This is a genomic window from Citrobacter sp. Ca225 (genome assembly GCF_030337175.1).
Lineage (GTDB): Bacteria > Pseudomonadota > Gammaproteobacteria > Enterobacterales > Enterobacteriaceae > Citrobacter_A > Citrobacter_A amalonaticus.
Genome location: NZ_JAOWCD010000056.1, coordinates 1 through 14,834 on the forward strand (window position 1 = coordinate 1; position 14,834 = coordinate 14,834).

General features: G+C 54.1%; 11 protein-coding genes and 1 tRNA gene. 9 read left to right on the forward strand and 3 right to left on the reverse strand.

Translation table 11 applies throughout. The features are described 5' to 3' along the window. The first annotated feature begins 63 nt into the window (after positions 1 to 63). A protein-coding gene (locus tag OGW13_RS05600) for an IS3 family transposase (RefSeq protein WP_096755719.1) occupies positions 64 to 1,211 on the forward strand; the annotation gives its coding sequence in 2 pieces (ribosomal slippage) (positions 64 to 301 and positions 301 to 1,211; 1,149 coding nt in all). A 268-nt stretch (positions 1,212 to 1,479) separates the two neighbouring features. Here the strand turns inward: OGW13_RS05600 and OGW13_RS05605 are convergent. Together OGW13_RS05605 and actS are read right to left on the reverse strand one after the other, a co-directional pair. After that, positions 1,480 to 1,553 (reverse strand) — tRNA-Gly (locus OGW13_RS05605). 79 nt (positions 1,554 to 1,632) lie between these two features. Then, positions 1,633 to 2,370 (reverse strand): amidase activator ActS, encoded by a 738-nt coding sequence (actS, locus tag OGW13_RS05610; protein ID WP_090048397.1) that lies wholly within the window; start codon positions 2,368 to 2,370, stop codon positions 1,633 to 1,635. A gap of 321 nt (positions 2,371 to 2,691) precedes the next feature. On the opposite strand from actS, the gene xdhA reads away from it, so the two are divergent. Genes xdhA through xdhC form a run of 3 tightly spaced genes read left to right on the forward strand, consistent with a single transcriptional unit; the run spans position 2,692 to position 6,354 of the window. Continuing rightward, entirely contained in the window at positions 2,692 to 4,989 is a 2,298-nt protein-coding gene (gene xdhA, locus OGW13_RS05615; RefSeq protein WP_287115784.1) for a xanthine dehydrogenase molybdenum-binding subunit XdhA, read from the forward strand. 10 nt (positions 4,990 to 4,999) lie between these two features. Next, positions 5,000 to 5,878, forward strand: a complete 879-nt coding sequence (gene xdhB / locus OGW13_RS05620; RefSeq protein ID WP_156595768.1) for a xanthine dehydrogenase FAD-binding subunit XdhB — start codon at positions 5,000 to 5,002, stop codon at positions 5,876 to 5,878. After that, positions 5,875 to 6,354, forward strand: a complete 480-nt coding sequence (xdhC, locus tag OGW13_RS05625; RefSeq protein WP_042999389.1) for a xanthine dehydrogenase iron sulfur-binding subunit XdhC — start codon at positions 5,875 to 5,877, stop codon at positions 6,352 to 6,354. Before xdhB ends, xdhC begins: the two co-directional genes overlap by 4 nt. 88 nt (positions 6,355 to 6,442) lie before the next feature. Here the strand turns inward: xdhC and OGW13_RS05630 are convergent, their stop codons facing one another. Continuing rightward, positions 6,443 to 8,221, reverse strand: a complete 1,779-nt coding sequence (locus OGW13_RS05630) for a sigma-54 interaction domain-containing protein (RefSeq protein ID WP_042999388.1) — start codon at positions 8,219 to 8,221, stop codon at positions 6,443 to 6,445. A 467-nt stretch (positions 8,222 to 8,688) separates the two neighbouring features. On the opposite strand from OGW13_RS05630, the gene ygeW reads away from it, so the two are divergent. Genes ygeW through arcC form a run of 5 tightly spaced genes read left to right on the forward strand, consistent with a single transcriptional unit; the run spans position 8,689 to position 14,798 of the window. After that, a complete protein-coding gene (ygeW, locus tag OGW13_RS05635) occupies positions 8,689 to 9,876 on the forward strand; it encodes a knotted carbamoyltransferase YgeW (RefSeq protein ID WP_042999387.1) in 1,188 nt (395 codons plus the stop codon). A gap of 56 nt (positions 9,877 to 9,932) precedes the next feature. Next, on the forward strand, positions 9,933 to 11,129 hold the full coding sequence (dpaL, locus tag OGW13_RS05640) for a diaminopropionate ammonia-lyase (RefSeq protein ID WP_287115785.1): 1,197 nt from the start codon (positions 9,933 to 9,935) through the stop codon (positions 11,127 to 11,129). Positions 11,130 to 11,185: 56 nt separating this feature from the next. Beyond that, entirely contained in the window at positions 11,186 to 12,397 is a 1,212-nt protein-coding gene (locus OGW13_RS05645; protein WP_042999385.1) for a YgeY family selenium metabolism-linked hydrolase, read from the forward strand. A 48-nt stretch (positions 12,398 to 12,445) separates the two neighbouring features. Next, positions 12,446 to 13,852 carry a dihydropyrimidinase gene (gene hydA / locus OGW13_RS05650; protein WP_192502158.1) on the forward strand — a complete coding sequence of 469 codons (1,407 nt, stop codon included), beginning with the start codon at positions 12,446 to 12,448 and terminating at the stop codon, positions 13,850 to 13,852. A gap of 13 nt (positions 13,853 to 13,865) precedes the next feature. After that, positions 13,866 to 14,798 (forward strand): carbamate kinase, encoded by a 933-nt coding sequence (gene arcC, locus OGW13_RS05655; RefSeq protein WP_042999383.1) that lies wholly within the window; start codon positions 13,866 to 13,868, stop codon positions 14,796 to 14,798. The last annotated feature ends 36 nt before the right edge of the window (positions 14,799 to 14,834 follow it).

The window sequence follows — 14,834 nt, forward strand, 5'->3', positions numbered from 1 at the left end:
TGAATCGCCACGGGTTTAACAGACACCTCAGAGTCATTTAAGATGGCTTAAAGAGAGGTGCCCATGAGCGGTAAGCGTTATCCCGAAGAGTTTAAAATTGAAGCAGTCAAACAGGTTGTTGATCGCGGTTATTCTGTTGCCAGCGTTGCAACACGTCTCGATATCACCACCCACAGCCTTTACGCCTGGATAAAGAAGTACGGTCCAGATTCTTCCACTAATAAAGAAGAGTCAGATGCTCAGGCCGAGATCCGCCGTCTCCAGAAAGAGCTGAAGCGGGTTACCGACGAACGGGACATATTAAAAAAAGCCGCGGCGTACTTCGCAAAGCTGTCCGACTGAGGTACGCCTTTATCCGTGACAACACCTGTTGCTGGCCTGTTCGCCTGCTCTGTCGGGTGCTGGATGTTCATCCCAGTGGTTTTTACGCCTGGCTTCAGCAGCCGCATTCACAACGCCATCAGGCAGACCTGAGGCTGACAGGGCAGATTAAACAGTTCTGGCTGGAATCGGGATGCGTCTATGGTTATCGCAAAATCCATTTGGATCTGCGGGACAGCGGGCAACAGTGCGGAGTGAACAGAGTCTGGCGACTGATGAAACGTGTCGGGATAAAGGCTCAGGTCGGATACCGGAGCCCGCGGGCACGTAAAGGCGAGGCCAGTATCGTGTCGCCCAACAGGCTCCAGCGACAGTTCAATCCGGATGCTCCGGATGAGAGTTGGGTAACGGACATAACCTACATCAGGACCCACGAAGGCTGGCTGTATCTTGCCGTGGTTGTTGATCTGTTCTCACGCAAAATTATCGGCTGGTCCATACAATCCCGGATGACAAAGGACATTGTCCTGAACGCACTGCTGATGGCTGTATGGCGGCGTAATCCCCAAAAACAGGTGCTGGTTCATTCGGATCAGGGCAGTCAGTACACAAGCCATGAGTGGCAGTCGTTCCTGAAATCACACGGCCTGGAGGGCAGCATGAGCCGTCGCGGTAACTGCCATGATAATGCGGTTGCAGAAAGCTTTTTCCAGTTGTTGAAACGTGAACGGATAAAGAAAAAAATCTACGGAACGCGGGAAGAAGCCCGCAGCGATATTTTTGATTACATCGAAATGTTTTATAACAGTAAGCGTCGGCATGGTTCTAGCGAACAGATGTCACCGACAGAATATGAAAACCAGTATTATCAACGGCTCGGAAGTGTCTAGATTATCCGTGGCGATTCACCTTGGTCCGTAATGATACTGAGGTCATTCTATCATTGTTTGGTTGTCTGACTCGAAGACGGAAATAGTAGATACAGTGACGCTGGTAGAGATAGGTGACAACTGGGAGTTTGTGGCTGCTGGATAGCTGAATCATATGTCTGTATGCCCTGAGAGGGTTACACAGTGGGTTACAGTAAGTAACTCTGCAAGAAGGCTTGAAGCCGCATCCCTTGGGATTCAGTTAGTTAGAATACTTTAAGAAGTGTCATGGAGCGGGCGAAGGGAATCGAACCCTCGTATAGAGCTTGGGAAGCTCTCGTTCTACCATTGAACTACGCCCGCTTTGGAGTGCGTAAGGCATTATAAACCTTACGCTCTTGTTGGCAAGGGACAGACCAGCTGACTGGCGATTAATTCACCGTCAGCACTTCGGTTTGCTGCCCTGCGGCGGCAGGTAACGCAGCGGGTCGATGGCCGTCGCACGGTAGCGAATCTGGAAGTGCAACCGCACCGAGGCCGCATCAGTACTGCCCATCGTGGCGATTTTCTGTCCCGCCTTCACACTTTGCCCGTTATTCACCAGCATCGTGTCGTTGTGAGCGTAGGCGGTAATGTAATCTTCACTGTGTTTGATCATAATGAGATTACCGTAGCCCCGCAGTTGGTTGCCCACGTAGACCACCTTCCCTGCCCCGGCGGCATAAACCGGCGTACCGCGGGCAGCGGAAATGTCGATCCCCTTATTCCCTCCATCCGCAGTGGAATAAGGCAGGATCACCTTACCGCTGGCAGGCCACTGCCAACAACGTTGCCCTACCGGTGGCCAGGACGATTGCGGCACGGAAGAAGACGGTCTCGCGGAGGCTGTTTTGGTAGACGACTTTTTAGTGGATTTCGATGAGGCCGTTTTCGAACCACCGAGCTTCAGCTTTTGCCCAACTTCAATGGTGTACGGCGGCGAAATGCCGTTCAGACGCGCAAGGTCTTTGACGCTGGTGCCTGTCGTGCGTGAAATACGGTAAAGGGTATCTCCCCGTTTGACGGTATAAACGGCGCCAGAATCAGACGATTTGCTCCCCGAGCAGCCCACGACAAGCAATCCCGCACAAAGCAGCATGACAATACCCAGACTATTTTTCTTCAGGCGTCCTGCGCTCAAAACCGTTCCTCGCAATATTCACAGACGCCATATGATAGCAGCCATAATCCGGATGCCAAATTTATTGAATCGGTTAGTCCCCTCATGGACCGCCTGATAAACGCTATCACCGCCACTTACCGTGTATCACAATGAGTTGATTAAACTCATAATGATACGCAAAGTGCTCATCGTCAAAGGTCGGATCCCTCTCCCGACAGACCATATTATTATCTCCGTCACACTTCCCTTTTCTCACGGCGCAACTTTGCGCTTCTGGCGTAATTCTTGCCTGATTTAACGGTTGTTCAGGAACCGAATTGTTAAATCAAGGGGACGTTTATGGATGCGCGGGAAGCAACCGCTACCGGAGAGTCATGCATGCGCGTGGATGCCATCGCTAAAGTGACCGGGCGGGCTCGATATACTGATGATTACATGATGGCGGGCATGTGTTATGCCAAATACGTTCGCAGTCCGATTGCCCACGGTTACGCCACCAGCATCAACTGTGACGAGGCGAAAAGCCTGCCCGGTGTACTGGCCGTGTTTACCTGGGAAGATGTACCGGATATTCCCTTCGCCACGGCAGGGCACGCCTGGACGCTGGATGAGAACAAACGTGACACCGCCGACCGTTTTCTGTTGACCCGCCACGTACGCCATCATGGCGATGCGGTCGCGATTGTTGTGGCAAGGGACGCGTTAACCGCAGAGAAAGCGGCCTTACTGGTGAATGTGGAATGGGAAAAACTCCCGGTGATCACCACGCCAGAAGCGGCTCTGGCGGATGATGCTGTCCCTATTCACCCAGGCGGTAATTTGCTCAATCGCAGTGAAATGACCACCGGGAATGTCCTGCAGACCATTGATGCCGCTGATTACCAACTCCAGGGACATTACCAGACGCCGGTGATTCAACATTGCCATATGGAAAGCGTCACTTCATTGGCCTGGATGGAAGATGACTCGCGAATCTCCATCGTCTCCAGCACGCAGATCCCACACATCGTACGCCGGGTCGTGGGCCAGGCATTGGGCATTCCGTGGTCATGCGTGCGGGTTATCAAACCTTACGTCGGCGGCGGATTTGGAAACAAGCAGGATGTGCTGGAAGAACCCATGGCCGCTTTCCTGACGCGCAAACTGGGCGGTATTCCAGTGAAAGTCTCTCTCAGCCGTGAAGAATGTTTTCTCGCTTCCCGTACCCGCCATGCGTTCACGATGGATGGACAGATAGGGCTCAATCGCGACGGCACGTTGCAAGGCTATCGTCTGGATGTTCTGTCAAATACTGGCGCTTACGCCTCACACGGGCACTCCATCGCCTCGGCGGGCGGCAACAAAGTGGCCTATCTCTATCCCCGTAGCGCATACGCTTACCGTTCCACCACCTGCTATACCAATCTTCCTTCCGCTGGCGCGATGCGCGGCTACGGCGCGCCGCAGGTGATCTTTGCCGTAGAATCGATGCTGGATGACGCCGCAACGGCGCTGGGTCTCGATCCGGTCGAGGTTCGGTTGCGCAATGCTGCCTGCGAAGGCGACACGAACCCGATTACCGGCAAACGCATCTACAGCGCGGGGCTCCCGGAATGCCTGCAAAAAGGCCGCGCGCTGTTTGAGTGGGACGCCCGTCGCGCTGAATGTCTGCACCAGCAAGGCAACATCCGCCGGGGCGTCGGCGTCGCCTGTTTTAGTTATACCTCCAACACCTGGCCGGTCGGCGTGGAGATCGCTGGTGCCCGTCTGCTGATGAATCAGGACGGAACGATCAACGTGCAGAGCGGAGCCACGGAAATCGGTCAGGGGGCGGATACCGTTTTCTCACAGATGGTGGCGGAAACTCTCGGCGTACCGGTCAGCGATGTGCACGTTATTTCCACCCAGGATACCGACATTACCCCCTTCGACCCTGGCGCCTTCGCCTCTCGCCAAAGCTATGTCACCGCACCGGCACTGCGCAAGGCAGCACTTCAACTGCGCGATAAGATCCTTCTTCACGCTGCCGACATGCTGCATCAGTCCGTCATGAGCCTGACGCTGACGGCAGGCCACATCGTCCTTATCGATCGCCCGGACTCACCGTTGCTGTCCTTAAAAGAGCTGGCGATGGATGCGTTTTATCATCCGGAGCGCGGCGGTCAGTTGTCTGCGGAATGCTCGGTGAAAACCACCACTAACCCACCGGCGTTTGGCTGCACGTTTGTCGATCTGAGCGTCGATATCGCCCTGTGCAAGGTCACCATCAACCGCATCCTCAATGTCCACGATTCCGGCCATATTCTGAACCCTCAACTGGCGGAAGGTCAGGTGCATGGCGGGATGGGAATGGGCATTGGCTGGTCGCTGTTTGAAGAGATGATCATCGATGGGGAAAGTGGTCTGGTGCGTAACCCGAATCTCCTTGATTACAAAATGCCGACCATGCCTGACCTGCCGCAACTGGAGAGCGCATTCGTTGAAACGCAGGAGCCGCAGTCGGCGTATGGACATAAATCCCTCGGCGAGCCGCCCATTATTCCTGTTGCTGCCGCCATTCGTAACGCAGTGAAAATGGCCACAGGCGTTGCAATTGATACGTTGCCACTGACGCCAAAACGGTTATATGCGGAGTTCCACCAGGCTGGCTTGATTTGAGGATATGATCATGTTTGACTTTGCTTCTTATCATCGCGCTTCAGACATTGCCGGGGCTGTCAGCCTGCTGGCGCGCTATCCGCAGGCGAAACTGCTCGCCGGCGGAACCGACGTACTGATCCAACTTCATCATCACAATGCGCGTTACCGTCATATCGTCGATATCCATGATCTGCCCGAATTACGAGGCATTACCCTGTCGAAGGAAGAAAGGCTGCGTATCGGTTCCGCCACCACCTTTAGCGAGATTATCGAGCATCCCGTCGCGCAACGACATCTGCCAGCCCTGTGTGCGGCAGCTACCTCCATCGCCGGACCGCAAATCCGTAATGTCGCGACCTACGGCGGGAATATCTGTAATGGCGCAACCAGCGCAGACTCGGCGACGCCAACGCTGATTTATGACGCCACGCTTGAGATCGCCTCGCCAAAAGGGGTGCGTTTTACCAGCATCAACGGTTTTCACACCGGCCCCGGAAAAGTCGCTCTTGAGCAAGATGAAATCCTTGTCGCCTTTCATTTCCCACCGCAGCCGAGGGCGCATACTGGCAGCGCGCATTTTAAATATGCCATGCGCGATGCGATGGACATCTCGACCATTGGTTGTGCGGCACGATGCCAACTGGATAACGGCGGTTTTAAAGAACTTCGTCTGGCATTCGGCGTTGCGGCTCCGACGCCAGTTCGCTGTCAGCATGCGGAGAGCGTGGCGCAAAATGCGCCATTGACCCACCAGACGCTGGACGCGATCGCCGAATCCGTTCTGCAGGACGTCGCCCCGCGATCTTCCTGGCGGGCAAGTAAGGAATTTCGTCTGCATCTCATCCAGACGATGACCCGGAAAGTGGTTACTGAAGCCGTTGTCGCGGCGGGAGGAAAGCTGCAATGAATGACACTAACCGAATCACGCTGGAATGCGTCATTAATGATCACCCTTTTCAGCTCAGCATCATGCCGGGGATGCCGCTCTCTGAACTCCTGCGCGAACAAGGGTTGTTGAGCGTCAAACAGGGATGCTGTGTCGGTGAATGCGGAGCCTGTACGGTGCTGGTTGACGGTACGGCCATCGACAGTTGCCTGTACCTTGCCGCGTGGGCAGCCGGAAAACAGATCCGTACCCTGGAAGGTGAATCGGCTGGCAGTCAGCTCTCGCGTGTTCAGATGGCTTATGCGACATCCGGTGCCGTGCAGTGTGGTTTTTGCACGCCGGGTCTGATTATGGCGACCACCGCATTGCTGGCAAAACCGCGGGAAAAACCATTAACCATTCTGGAGATCCGTCGTGGTCTGGCGGGGAATTTGTGCCGTTGTACTGGCTATCAGATGATTGTCGATACCGTCCAGCGCTGCACTGAGCCTGAATAATTAACACCGCATCCTTCAGGCTGCCTCCGGGTCAGTAGCGTTCACATACTCGCCCCCTGATGCAACCTGAACGCGGTTGTGCGTTGAGTTATGCGTTCAGCAGCTCGTACTTTTTAATTTTGCGATAAAGCGTGGCAATCCCAATGCCTAACTCATCCGCCACCTGTTTTTTGTTGGAGTGGCGAGATAGCGCTTCGCGAATCATCTGCTTTTCCATCTCTTCCAGCGCGGTTCCGCCGGTATCCTCAGACAGCAACTGCGCCGCATGAGCGACCGCTCCAACGGATTCCGGCGCTTTACCGTTGTTGATCAGATTTGGCGGTAAAAGCGTACTGTCGATCACCTCGCCTGAAGGGACCACGTTGACCAGATATTCCATCAGGTTGCTTAATTCACGCAGATTTCCCGGCCACTGATGGTGTCTGAGCAGGGTCACCACATCCGGTGCAATCCCCGGATAGACCAGCCCTAAACGGCGAGTATGCAGATGTAGGAAATAGTGCACCAGTAGCTCAATATCATCCTGTCGTTCACGTAGCGGGGGCAGAGTCAGTGGGATGACGTTCAGTCGATAGAACAGATCTTCACGGAATTTGCCTTCGGCGATAAACTGCCCGAGGTTCTGATTGGTAGCTGAAATAATGCGGATGTCGACCTGAACCGGACTGCTCGCGCCAAGCGGCAACACTTCCCTCGCTTCAATCGCCCTGAGCAGTTTAGCCTGTAGCATCAAGGGCATATCGCCAATTTCATCGAGAAACAGCGTTCCACTGTTTGCCGCCTGAATCAGGCCCGTTTTCCCATTGGCGGAGGCGCCGGTGAATGCGCCTTTAACATAGCCAAACAGTTCACTTTCCAGCAACTGTTCCGGTATCGCCGCGCAGTTGATGGCGATAAACGGTTTATTGCGTCGATCGCTGAGTTTGTGAATGGCGCGCGCGACCACCTCTTTTCCGGTGCCGCTCTCCCCCACAATCATGACGCTGGACGGACTGGGGGCAATACGGCCGATCAGCCGCTTAAGCTGGCGCATAACCCGGCATTCACCCACCAGTTGTTCAATATGCGGTTCATCGGTGGCAATCGATACAGAGGAACTGGTATGCGACTGATGGAAGGCCATCAGGAATAACTGCCGTCCCTGCACATGATGCAACTGACCAATGATCAGTTCACTTTTATCATCCCAGGAGACGATATGCTGCATATGGCCGTGCGTGAAATTACTTTCAAACGTTAATGGCCGAAACCTGACCGACTTTCCCACCATATTATTCTGCACCGCACCAAGAATTTTTAACGCGGTTTGATTCGCGAACTGTACGCGGTTGTCTTCATCAATGACCAATACACCTTGATCCATATTCTCGATCATTGTCGAAAATATTTTACTGATGTTGTCACTCCCACTCTGATCTTCGAGAAGTTTTGAAACAAAAATAGTGGATATATGGCGAACATAGTCTGAAAACTCGCGCAGGTTGTCATTGATATGTTCCTGCTGTTCATGCGTTACGGCAATCAAACTGATCACTCCTACACAGCGGTCCTGCAGAATGACGGGGGTTCCCAGAAAAGCCTTCTCGCGACAGTTATCTTTGCTATCGCAGCCTTCACAGAGCGGGTCAAAGCGGGAATGCGTCACAACCTTTTCTTTTTTACTTTCCAGTACATAGCGCAACAGTCTGGAGTTACCGCTCAACGGGCGTCCGAGGTATTTCCCGTAAGCGCCGGTTCCCGCGACGCGGCAGAGGTTATCATCGACGATCTCAACTTCGAGTTGCAAAACGCTGGCAAGCATTCTGGCGAAACGCTGAATGGTAGGTTGAATCTGCATCAAAATGGACTGCGTTGTTGCAAGCACCATAGTCTTACCTTCCGGAATCACTTAAATGATTGATCATTGAAGACATTGATGGTTCGTAGAATATAAGGATACTAACTCAGACAAAATTTGCTTTGATAAAAACACAGGCTCTTTATCATTTTATAATGAAAATATGCAAGAGAAATCACATTTCTATATCAATATGAGAATCAGCGCAGTGAGTTTATCAAACTGACGGTATTTACTCTTCTTCCGGGTATTATTCTGTCAGTCAGTTCATTGACACATTGCGTTATTTATTAAGCCAAACGTTTTCGTATATTCATGACGAATTACAGATAGCTTTATTCTGTGATCAGTGCCACATATTGCCTGATGATTTCCTATTTATCCGCCGTCGGATTCATTTTGGCACGCTTATTGTTAGTCCCTGGTATATCGGTGATGCCGCTTGTCATTACCGCGAATAAGCCACCTTGCCGTCATTCCACTACCAGGACCTTACAATGAAAACTGTTAATGAGCTGATAAAGGATATCAATTCGCTGACCTCACACCTTCACGAGAAGGATTTTTTGCTTACGTGGGAACAGACGCCGGATGAACTGAAACAAGTCCTGGACGTCGCTGCTGCGCTGAAGATGCTGCGTGCCGAAAACATCGCGACCAAAGTCTTCAATAGTGGATTAGGGATTTCCGTTTTCCGCGATAACTCCACCCGTACCCGCTTTTCTTACGCGTCCGCCCTTAACCTGCTCGGCCTGGCTCAGCAGGATCTGGACGAAGGAAAATCACAAATCGCGCACGGCGAAACCGTCCGCGAAACGGCCAATATGATCTCCTTCTGCGCCGACGCCATTGGTATTCGCGACGACATGTATCTTGGTGCGGGCAACGCCTATATGCGTGAAGTCGGCGCCGCGCTGGATGACGGCTACAAACAGGGCGTGCTGCCGCAGCGTCCGGCGTTAGTTAACCTGCAATGCGATATCGACCATCCAACACAGGCGATGGCGGATTTGGCCTGGCTACGTGAACATTTTGGTTCGCTGGAAAACCTTAAGGGTAAAAAAATCGCCATGACCTGGGCCTACTCACCCAGCTACGGCAAACCCCTCTCTGTGCCACAAGGCATTATCGGTCTGATGACCCGCTTCGGTATGGACGTCACCCTGGCGCATCCGGAAGGATATGACCTGATCCCGGACGTGATTGAAGTGGCGAAAAACAATGCGAACGCGTCCGGCGGCAGCTTCCGCCAGGTCACCAGCATGGAAGAAGCCTTCAAAGATGCCGACATCGTCTATCCGAAATCATGGGCGCCTTACAAAGTGATGGAAGAACGTACCGAACTTCTGCGCGCTAACGATCACGCGGCCCTGAAAGAGCTGGAAAGACAGTGTCTTGAGCAAAACGCAAAGCATAAAAACTGGCACTGCACTGAAGAAATGATGCAACTCACCCGCGACGGCGAAGCGCTGTATATGCACTGCCTGCCCGCGGATATCAGCGGCGTCTCCTGCAAAGAAGGGGAAGTCACCGACGCCGTATTCGAAAAATACCGCATCGCAACGTACAAAGAAGCCAGTTGGAAGCCCTACATCATCGCCGCGATGATCCTCTCCCGCAAATATCCGAAGCCTGGCGTACTGCTGGAGCAGTTGTTGAAAGAAGCGCAACCGCGCGTGAAATAACCCCCTGAGCCGACCTGCCGGTCGGCTCTCCTTTCCGGAGGCCAAAAGGATAGGATATGTCCGTTTTCTCACTGAAGATCGATATTGCCGATAACCGCTTTTACAACGGTGAAACATCGCCCCTTTTTTCGCAAAAACAGGCCAAAGTGGCTCGCCAGTTCCATCAAAAGATCGCGGGCTACCATCCAACGCCCCTCTGTGCGCTGGATGACCTCGCCCAACTGTTTGGCGTGAAAAAAATCCTCGTCAAAGATGAATCAAAACGCTTCGGACTGAACGCGTTCAAGATGCTTGGCGGGGCGTATGCCATCGCCTGCCTGTTGTGTGAGAAATATCATCTTGATATTGAGACGCTCTCTTTCGAACAGCTCAAAAACACCATCGGCGAAAAAATGACGTTTGCCACCACCACCGACGGTAACCACGGTCGCGGTATTGCCTGGGCGGCACAACAACTCGGACAACATGCGGTGGTTTACATGCCGAAAGGCTCAGCGCAAGAACGCGTGGACGCCATTCTCAACCTCGGCGCGGAGTGCATTGTCACCGACATGAACTATGACGATACCGTTCGTCTGACCATGCAGCACGCCCAACAAAACGGCTGGGAAGTGGTGCAGGACACCGCGTGGGAAGGTTACACCAAAATCCCCACCTGGATTATGCAGGGCTACGCCACGCTGGCCGATGAGGCCGTTGAGCAAATGCGCGCCCTGGACGTCACACCGACCCACGTGCTGTTACAGGCTGGCGTTGGCGCCATGGCGGGCGGCGTGCTGGGCTATCTGGTCGACGTCTATGGCCCGCAAAACCTGCACAGCATTATCGTCGAACCGGACAAAGCGGACTGCATTTATCGTTCCGGCGTGAAAGGCGACATCGTCAACGTTGGGGGAGATATGGCAACCATCATGGCCGGTCTGGCCTGTGGTGAACCTAACCCGCTCGGCTGGGAAATTCTGCGCAACTGCGCCACCCAATTTATCTCCTGCCAGGACAGCGTCGCCGCGCTGGGCATGCGCGTGCTGGGTAATCCTTTTGGCAGCGACCCACGGGTGATCTCCGGCGAGTCCGGCGCCGTAGGGTTGGGCGTTCTGGCTGCTGTCCATCATCACCCACAGCGCCAGGCCCTGATGGACAAACTGGCGTTAGATAAAGATGCCGTTGTGCTGGTCATCAGTACCGAAGGCGATACCGATGTGAAGCACTACCGGGAAGTGGTCTGGGAAGGCAAACATCCGGTCGCACTGTAACCCCCTATTGGAAAACGCTCCCCAGGAGATTCGGGAGCGAACACTGGAGAAAAGTCATGGCTAAGCACATTCCTTTTAAACTGATTCTTGAAAAAGCAAACGACTACAAAGAAGACATGACGCGTTTCCTGCGCGACATGGTCGCCATTCCCAGCGAAAGCTGCGATGAAAAACGGGTTATCCATCGCATCAAACAAGAAATGGAGAAAGTCGGTTTCGATAAAGTCGAGATCGACCCGATGGGCAACATTCTGGGATACATCGGCCATGGCCCGCGCCTGGTCGCAATGGACGCGCATATCGACACGGTCGGTATCGGCAACATCAACAACTGGAATTTTGATCCCTATGAAGGGATGGAGACCGATGAACTGATCGGTGGACGCGGCACGTCTGACCAGGAAGGCGGCATGGCGTCCATGGTTTACGCCGGGAAGATCATTAAAGATCTCGGTCTGGAAGATGAGTACACGCTGCTGGTCACCGGCACGGTACAGGAAGAGGACTGCGATGGTCTGTGCTGGCAGTACATCATCGAGCAATCCGGTATCCGTCCGGAGTTTGTTGTCAGTACCGAGCCGACCGATTGCCAGGTTTATCGTGGACAGCGCGGGCGCATGGAAATACGCATTGATGTGCAGGGAGTCAGTTGTCACGGTTCCGCCCCGGAACGCGGCGATAACGCCATTTTTAAAATGGGACCAATCCTCAACGAGTTACAGGAATTGTCACAACATCTGGCTTATGACGAATTCCTCGGTAAAGGGACCTTAACCGTTTCCGAAATCTTCTTCACCTCGCCAAGCCGCTGCGCCGTGGCGGACAGTTGCGCCGTCTCCATCGACCGTCGTCTGACCTGGGGTGAAACCTGGGAAGGCGCGCTGGAAGAGATTCGCGCCCTGCCGGCTGTAAAAAAAGCCAATGCGGTGGTCTCGATGTACAACTATGACCGCCCTTCCTGGACCGGGCTGGTTTACCCGACCGAATGCTACTTCCCAACCTGGAAAGTGGAAGAAGATCACTTCACCGTCAAAGCGCTGGTCAATGCCTATGAAGGTCTGTTCGGCAAAGCACCGGTGGTCGACAAGTGGACGTTCTCCACCAACGGCGTATCGATTATGGGACGTCACGGTATTCCGGTGATCGGTTTTGGTCCGGGTAAAGAACCCGAAGCCCACGCGCCAAACGAAAAAACCTGGAAATCACATCTGGTGACCTGCGCCGCGATGTACGCTGCCATTCCACTGTCCTGGCTGGCAACGAAATAACAATCCATCTGTCTCCCCCGGTTTACCGGGGGATTTCTGGAGTGTGCTATGCGCGTATTGATTAAAAATGGCATTGTCGTTAACGCCGACGGACAGGCTAAACAGGACCTGCTGATTGAGAACGGTATCGTTCGTCAACGGGATGCGGAGATTACGCCGCCCCCTTCGTGTGAAGTGATTGATGCTGCGGGATGTTACGTTTTTCCCGGCGGCGTGGATGTACATACGCATTTCAATATCGACACCGGCCTCGCCCGTAGCTGTGATGATTTTTTTACCGGCACCCGCGCCGCGGCGTGTGGCGGTACAACAACCATTATTGACCATATGGGATTTGGCCCATCAGGCTGTCGCCTGCGCCATCAACTGGAAGTCTACCAGGGGTACGCCGCGCACAAAGCGGCGATCGACTACAGTTTCCATGGCGTCATTCAGCACGTCAATCATGCCATCCTCGACGAGATCCCGATGATGGTGGAAGAAGGCATCAGCAGCTTCAAGCTCTATCTGACCTACCAGTACAAACTCAACGATGATGAAACCTTGCAGGTGCTGCGCCGTTTGCACAAGTCCGGCGCGCTGACCACCGTCCACCCGGAAAACGACGCCGCCATCGCCAGTAAACGGGCCGAGTTCATTGCCGCTGGCTTAACGTCGCCACGCTATCACGCCCTGAGCAGACCGCTGGAATGTGAAGCCGAAGCCATCGCCCGGATGATTAACCTTGCGCAGTTAGCGGGAAACGCGCCGTTGTATATCGTCCACCTGTCCAATGGACTGGGACTGGACTATTTACGCCTGGCGAAAGCGAATCATCAGCCCGTGTGGATAGAGACCTGTCCGCAATATCTGCTGCTGGATGAACGCCGTTATGACGGGGAAGACGGCCTGAACTTCATTCTCAGCCCGCCGTTACGCAATGTACGCGAGCAGGACAAGCTCTGGTGCGGCATCAGTGACGGCGCCATTGACGTGGTAGCGACTGACCACTGCACCTTCTCAATGGCGCAGCGCCAGCAGATCTCAGGCGGCGATTTCAGCCGCTGCCCGAATGGTTTGCCCGGCGTGGAAAACCGCCTGCAACTGCTCTTTTCTGAAGGTGTGATGAGCGGGCGAATTACCCCTGAACGCTTTGTCGCGTTAACCAGCGCGACGCCTGCCAGGCTGTTCGGCGTATGGCCGCAGAAGGGGCAACTGGCACCTGGCGCTGATGGCGATGTGGTGATTATCGATCCCCGCCAGAGCCAGGCGATCCATCATGCTCACCTGCACGATAACGCTGATTATTCGCCCTGGGAGGGGTTCCGCTGTCAGGGTGCGATTGTCAGAACGCTGTCGCGTGGTGAAACGATCTTCTGCGATGGCGTCTTTACAGGGAAAGCAGGCCGGGGCCGCTTCTTACGACGTAAGCCGTTTACCCCGCCCGGCGTGGGTGAAACAGATAACTGTGTATGATAAGTGAGGAAAAATGAGGAAGAAAATTGTTCTCGCGCTGGGTGGTAACGCGTTGGGTGAGGATCTGGCCGGACAGATGCAGGCCGTCAAAATCACCGCGCAGGCCATTGTGGATCTCATTGCGCAGGGTCATGAGGTTATCGTGACTCATGGTAACGGGCCGCAGGTGGGTATGATCAACCAGGCATTCGAAGCCGCGGCAAAAACAGAGGCGCACTCGCCAATGCTGCCGATGTCCGTCTGCGTGGCATTGAGCCAGGGCTATATCGGTTACGATCTGCAAAACGCGCTGCGCGAAGAATTGCTCTCACGCGGGATGCACAAACCTGTCGCCACACTGGTGACGCAGGTAGAAGTCGACGCCCACGATCCTGCGTTTCTGAACCCCACCAAACCCATCGGTTCATTCTTCACACAGCAGGAAGCGGAACAGCTGGAAAAACAAGGTTATACGCTTAGAGAAGATGCCGGACGTGGTTATCGTCGTGTCGTGGCCTCGCCTAAGCCGGTGGACATCATTGAGAAAGAAACCGTCAAGGCGCTGGTTGAGGCCGGACAGGTGGTCATTACCGTGGGCGGAGGCGGTATTCCGGTGATTCGCGAAGGCAACCATCTGCGGGGGGCCAGCGCGGTGATCGATAAGGACTGGGCCAGTGCCCGCCTGGCAGAGATGATCGACGCGGATATGCTCATCATCCTGACGGCGGTCGAAAAAGTGGCTATTAACTTCGGTAAAGAAAATGAGCAATGGCTGGATCGCCTGTCGTTGAGCGATGCGGAACGCTTTATCAGCGAAGGGCATTTCGCTAAAGGTTCTATGTTGCCGAAAGTGGAGGCCGCAGCGTCGTTCGCCCGCTCCCGTCCCGGTCGGGAAGCCCTGATCACGGTGCTCAGTAAAGCGAAAGAAGGGATTGAGGGAAAAACCGGAACGGTTATCTGCCAGTAATCTGATGCGTTTTATTCGCCGGGGCGCTTTGCGTAC

Excerpts from the sequence above, each read along its gene's own strand:
- xdhA (WP_287115784.1), top strand. The coding sequence starts at position 2,692 with ATGGATGCGCGGGAAGCAACCGCTACCGGAGAGTCATGCATGCGCGTG.
- arcC (WP_042999383.1), top strand. The coding sequence starts at position 13,866 with ATGAGGAAGAAAATTGTTCTCGCGCTGGGTGGTAACGCGTTGGGTGAG.
- OGW13_RS05645 (WP_042999385.1), top strand. The coding sequence starts at position 11,186 with ATGGCTAAGCACATTCCTTTTAAACTGATTCTTGAAAAAGCAAACGAC.
- hydA (WP_192502158.1), top strand. The coding sequence starts at position 12,446 with ATGCGCGTATTGATTAAAAATGGCATTGTCGTTAACGCCGACGGACAG.
- dpaL (WP_287115785.1), top strand. The coding sequence starts at position 9,933 with ATGTCCGTTTTCTCACTGAAGATCGATATTGCCGATAACCGCTTTTAC.
- ygeW (WP_042999387.1), top strand. The coding sequence starts at position 8,689 with ATGAAAACTGTTAATGAGCTGATAAAGGATATCAATTCGCTGACCTCA.
- xdhC (WP_042999389.1), top strand. The coding sequence starts at position 5,875 with ATGAATGACACTAACCGAATCACGCTGGAATGCGTCATTAATGATCAC.
- xdhB (WP_156595768.1), top strand. The coding sequence starts at position 5,000 with ATGTTTGACTTTGCTTCTTATCATCGCGCTTCAGACATTGCCGGGGCT.
- OGW13_RS05630 (WP_042999388.1), bottom strand. The coding sequence starts at position 8,221 with ATGGTGCTTGCAACAACGCAGTCCATTTTGATGCAGATTCAACCTACC.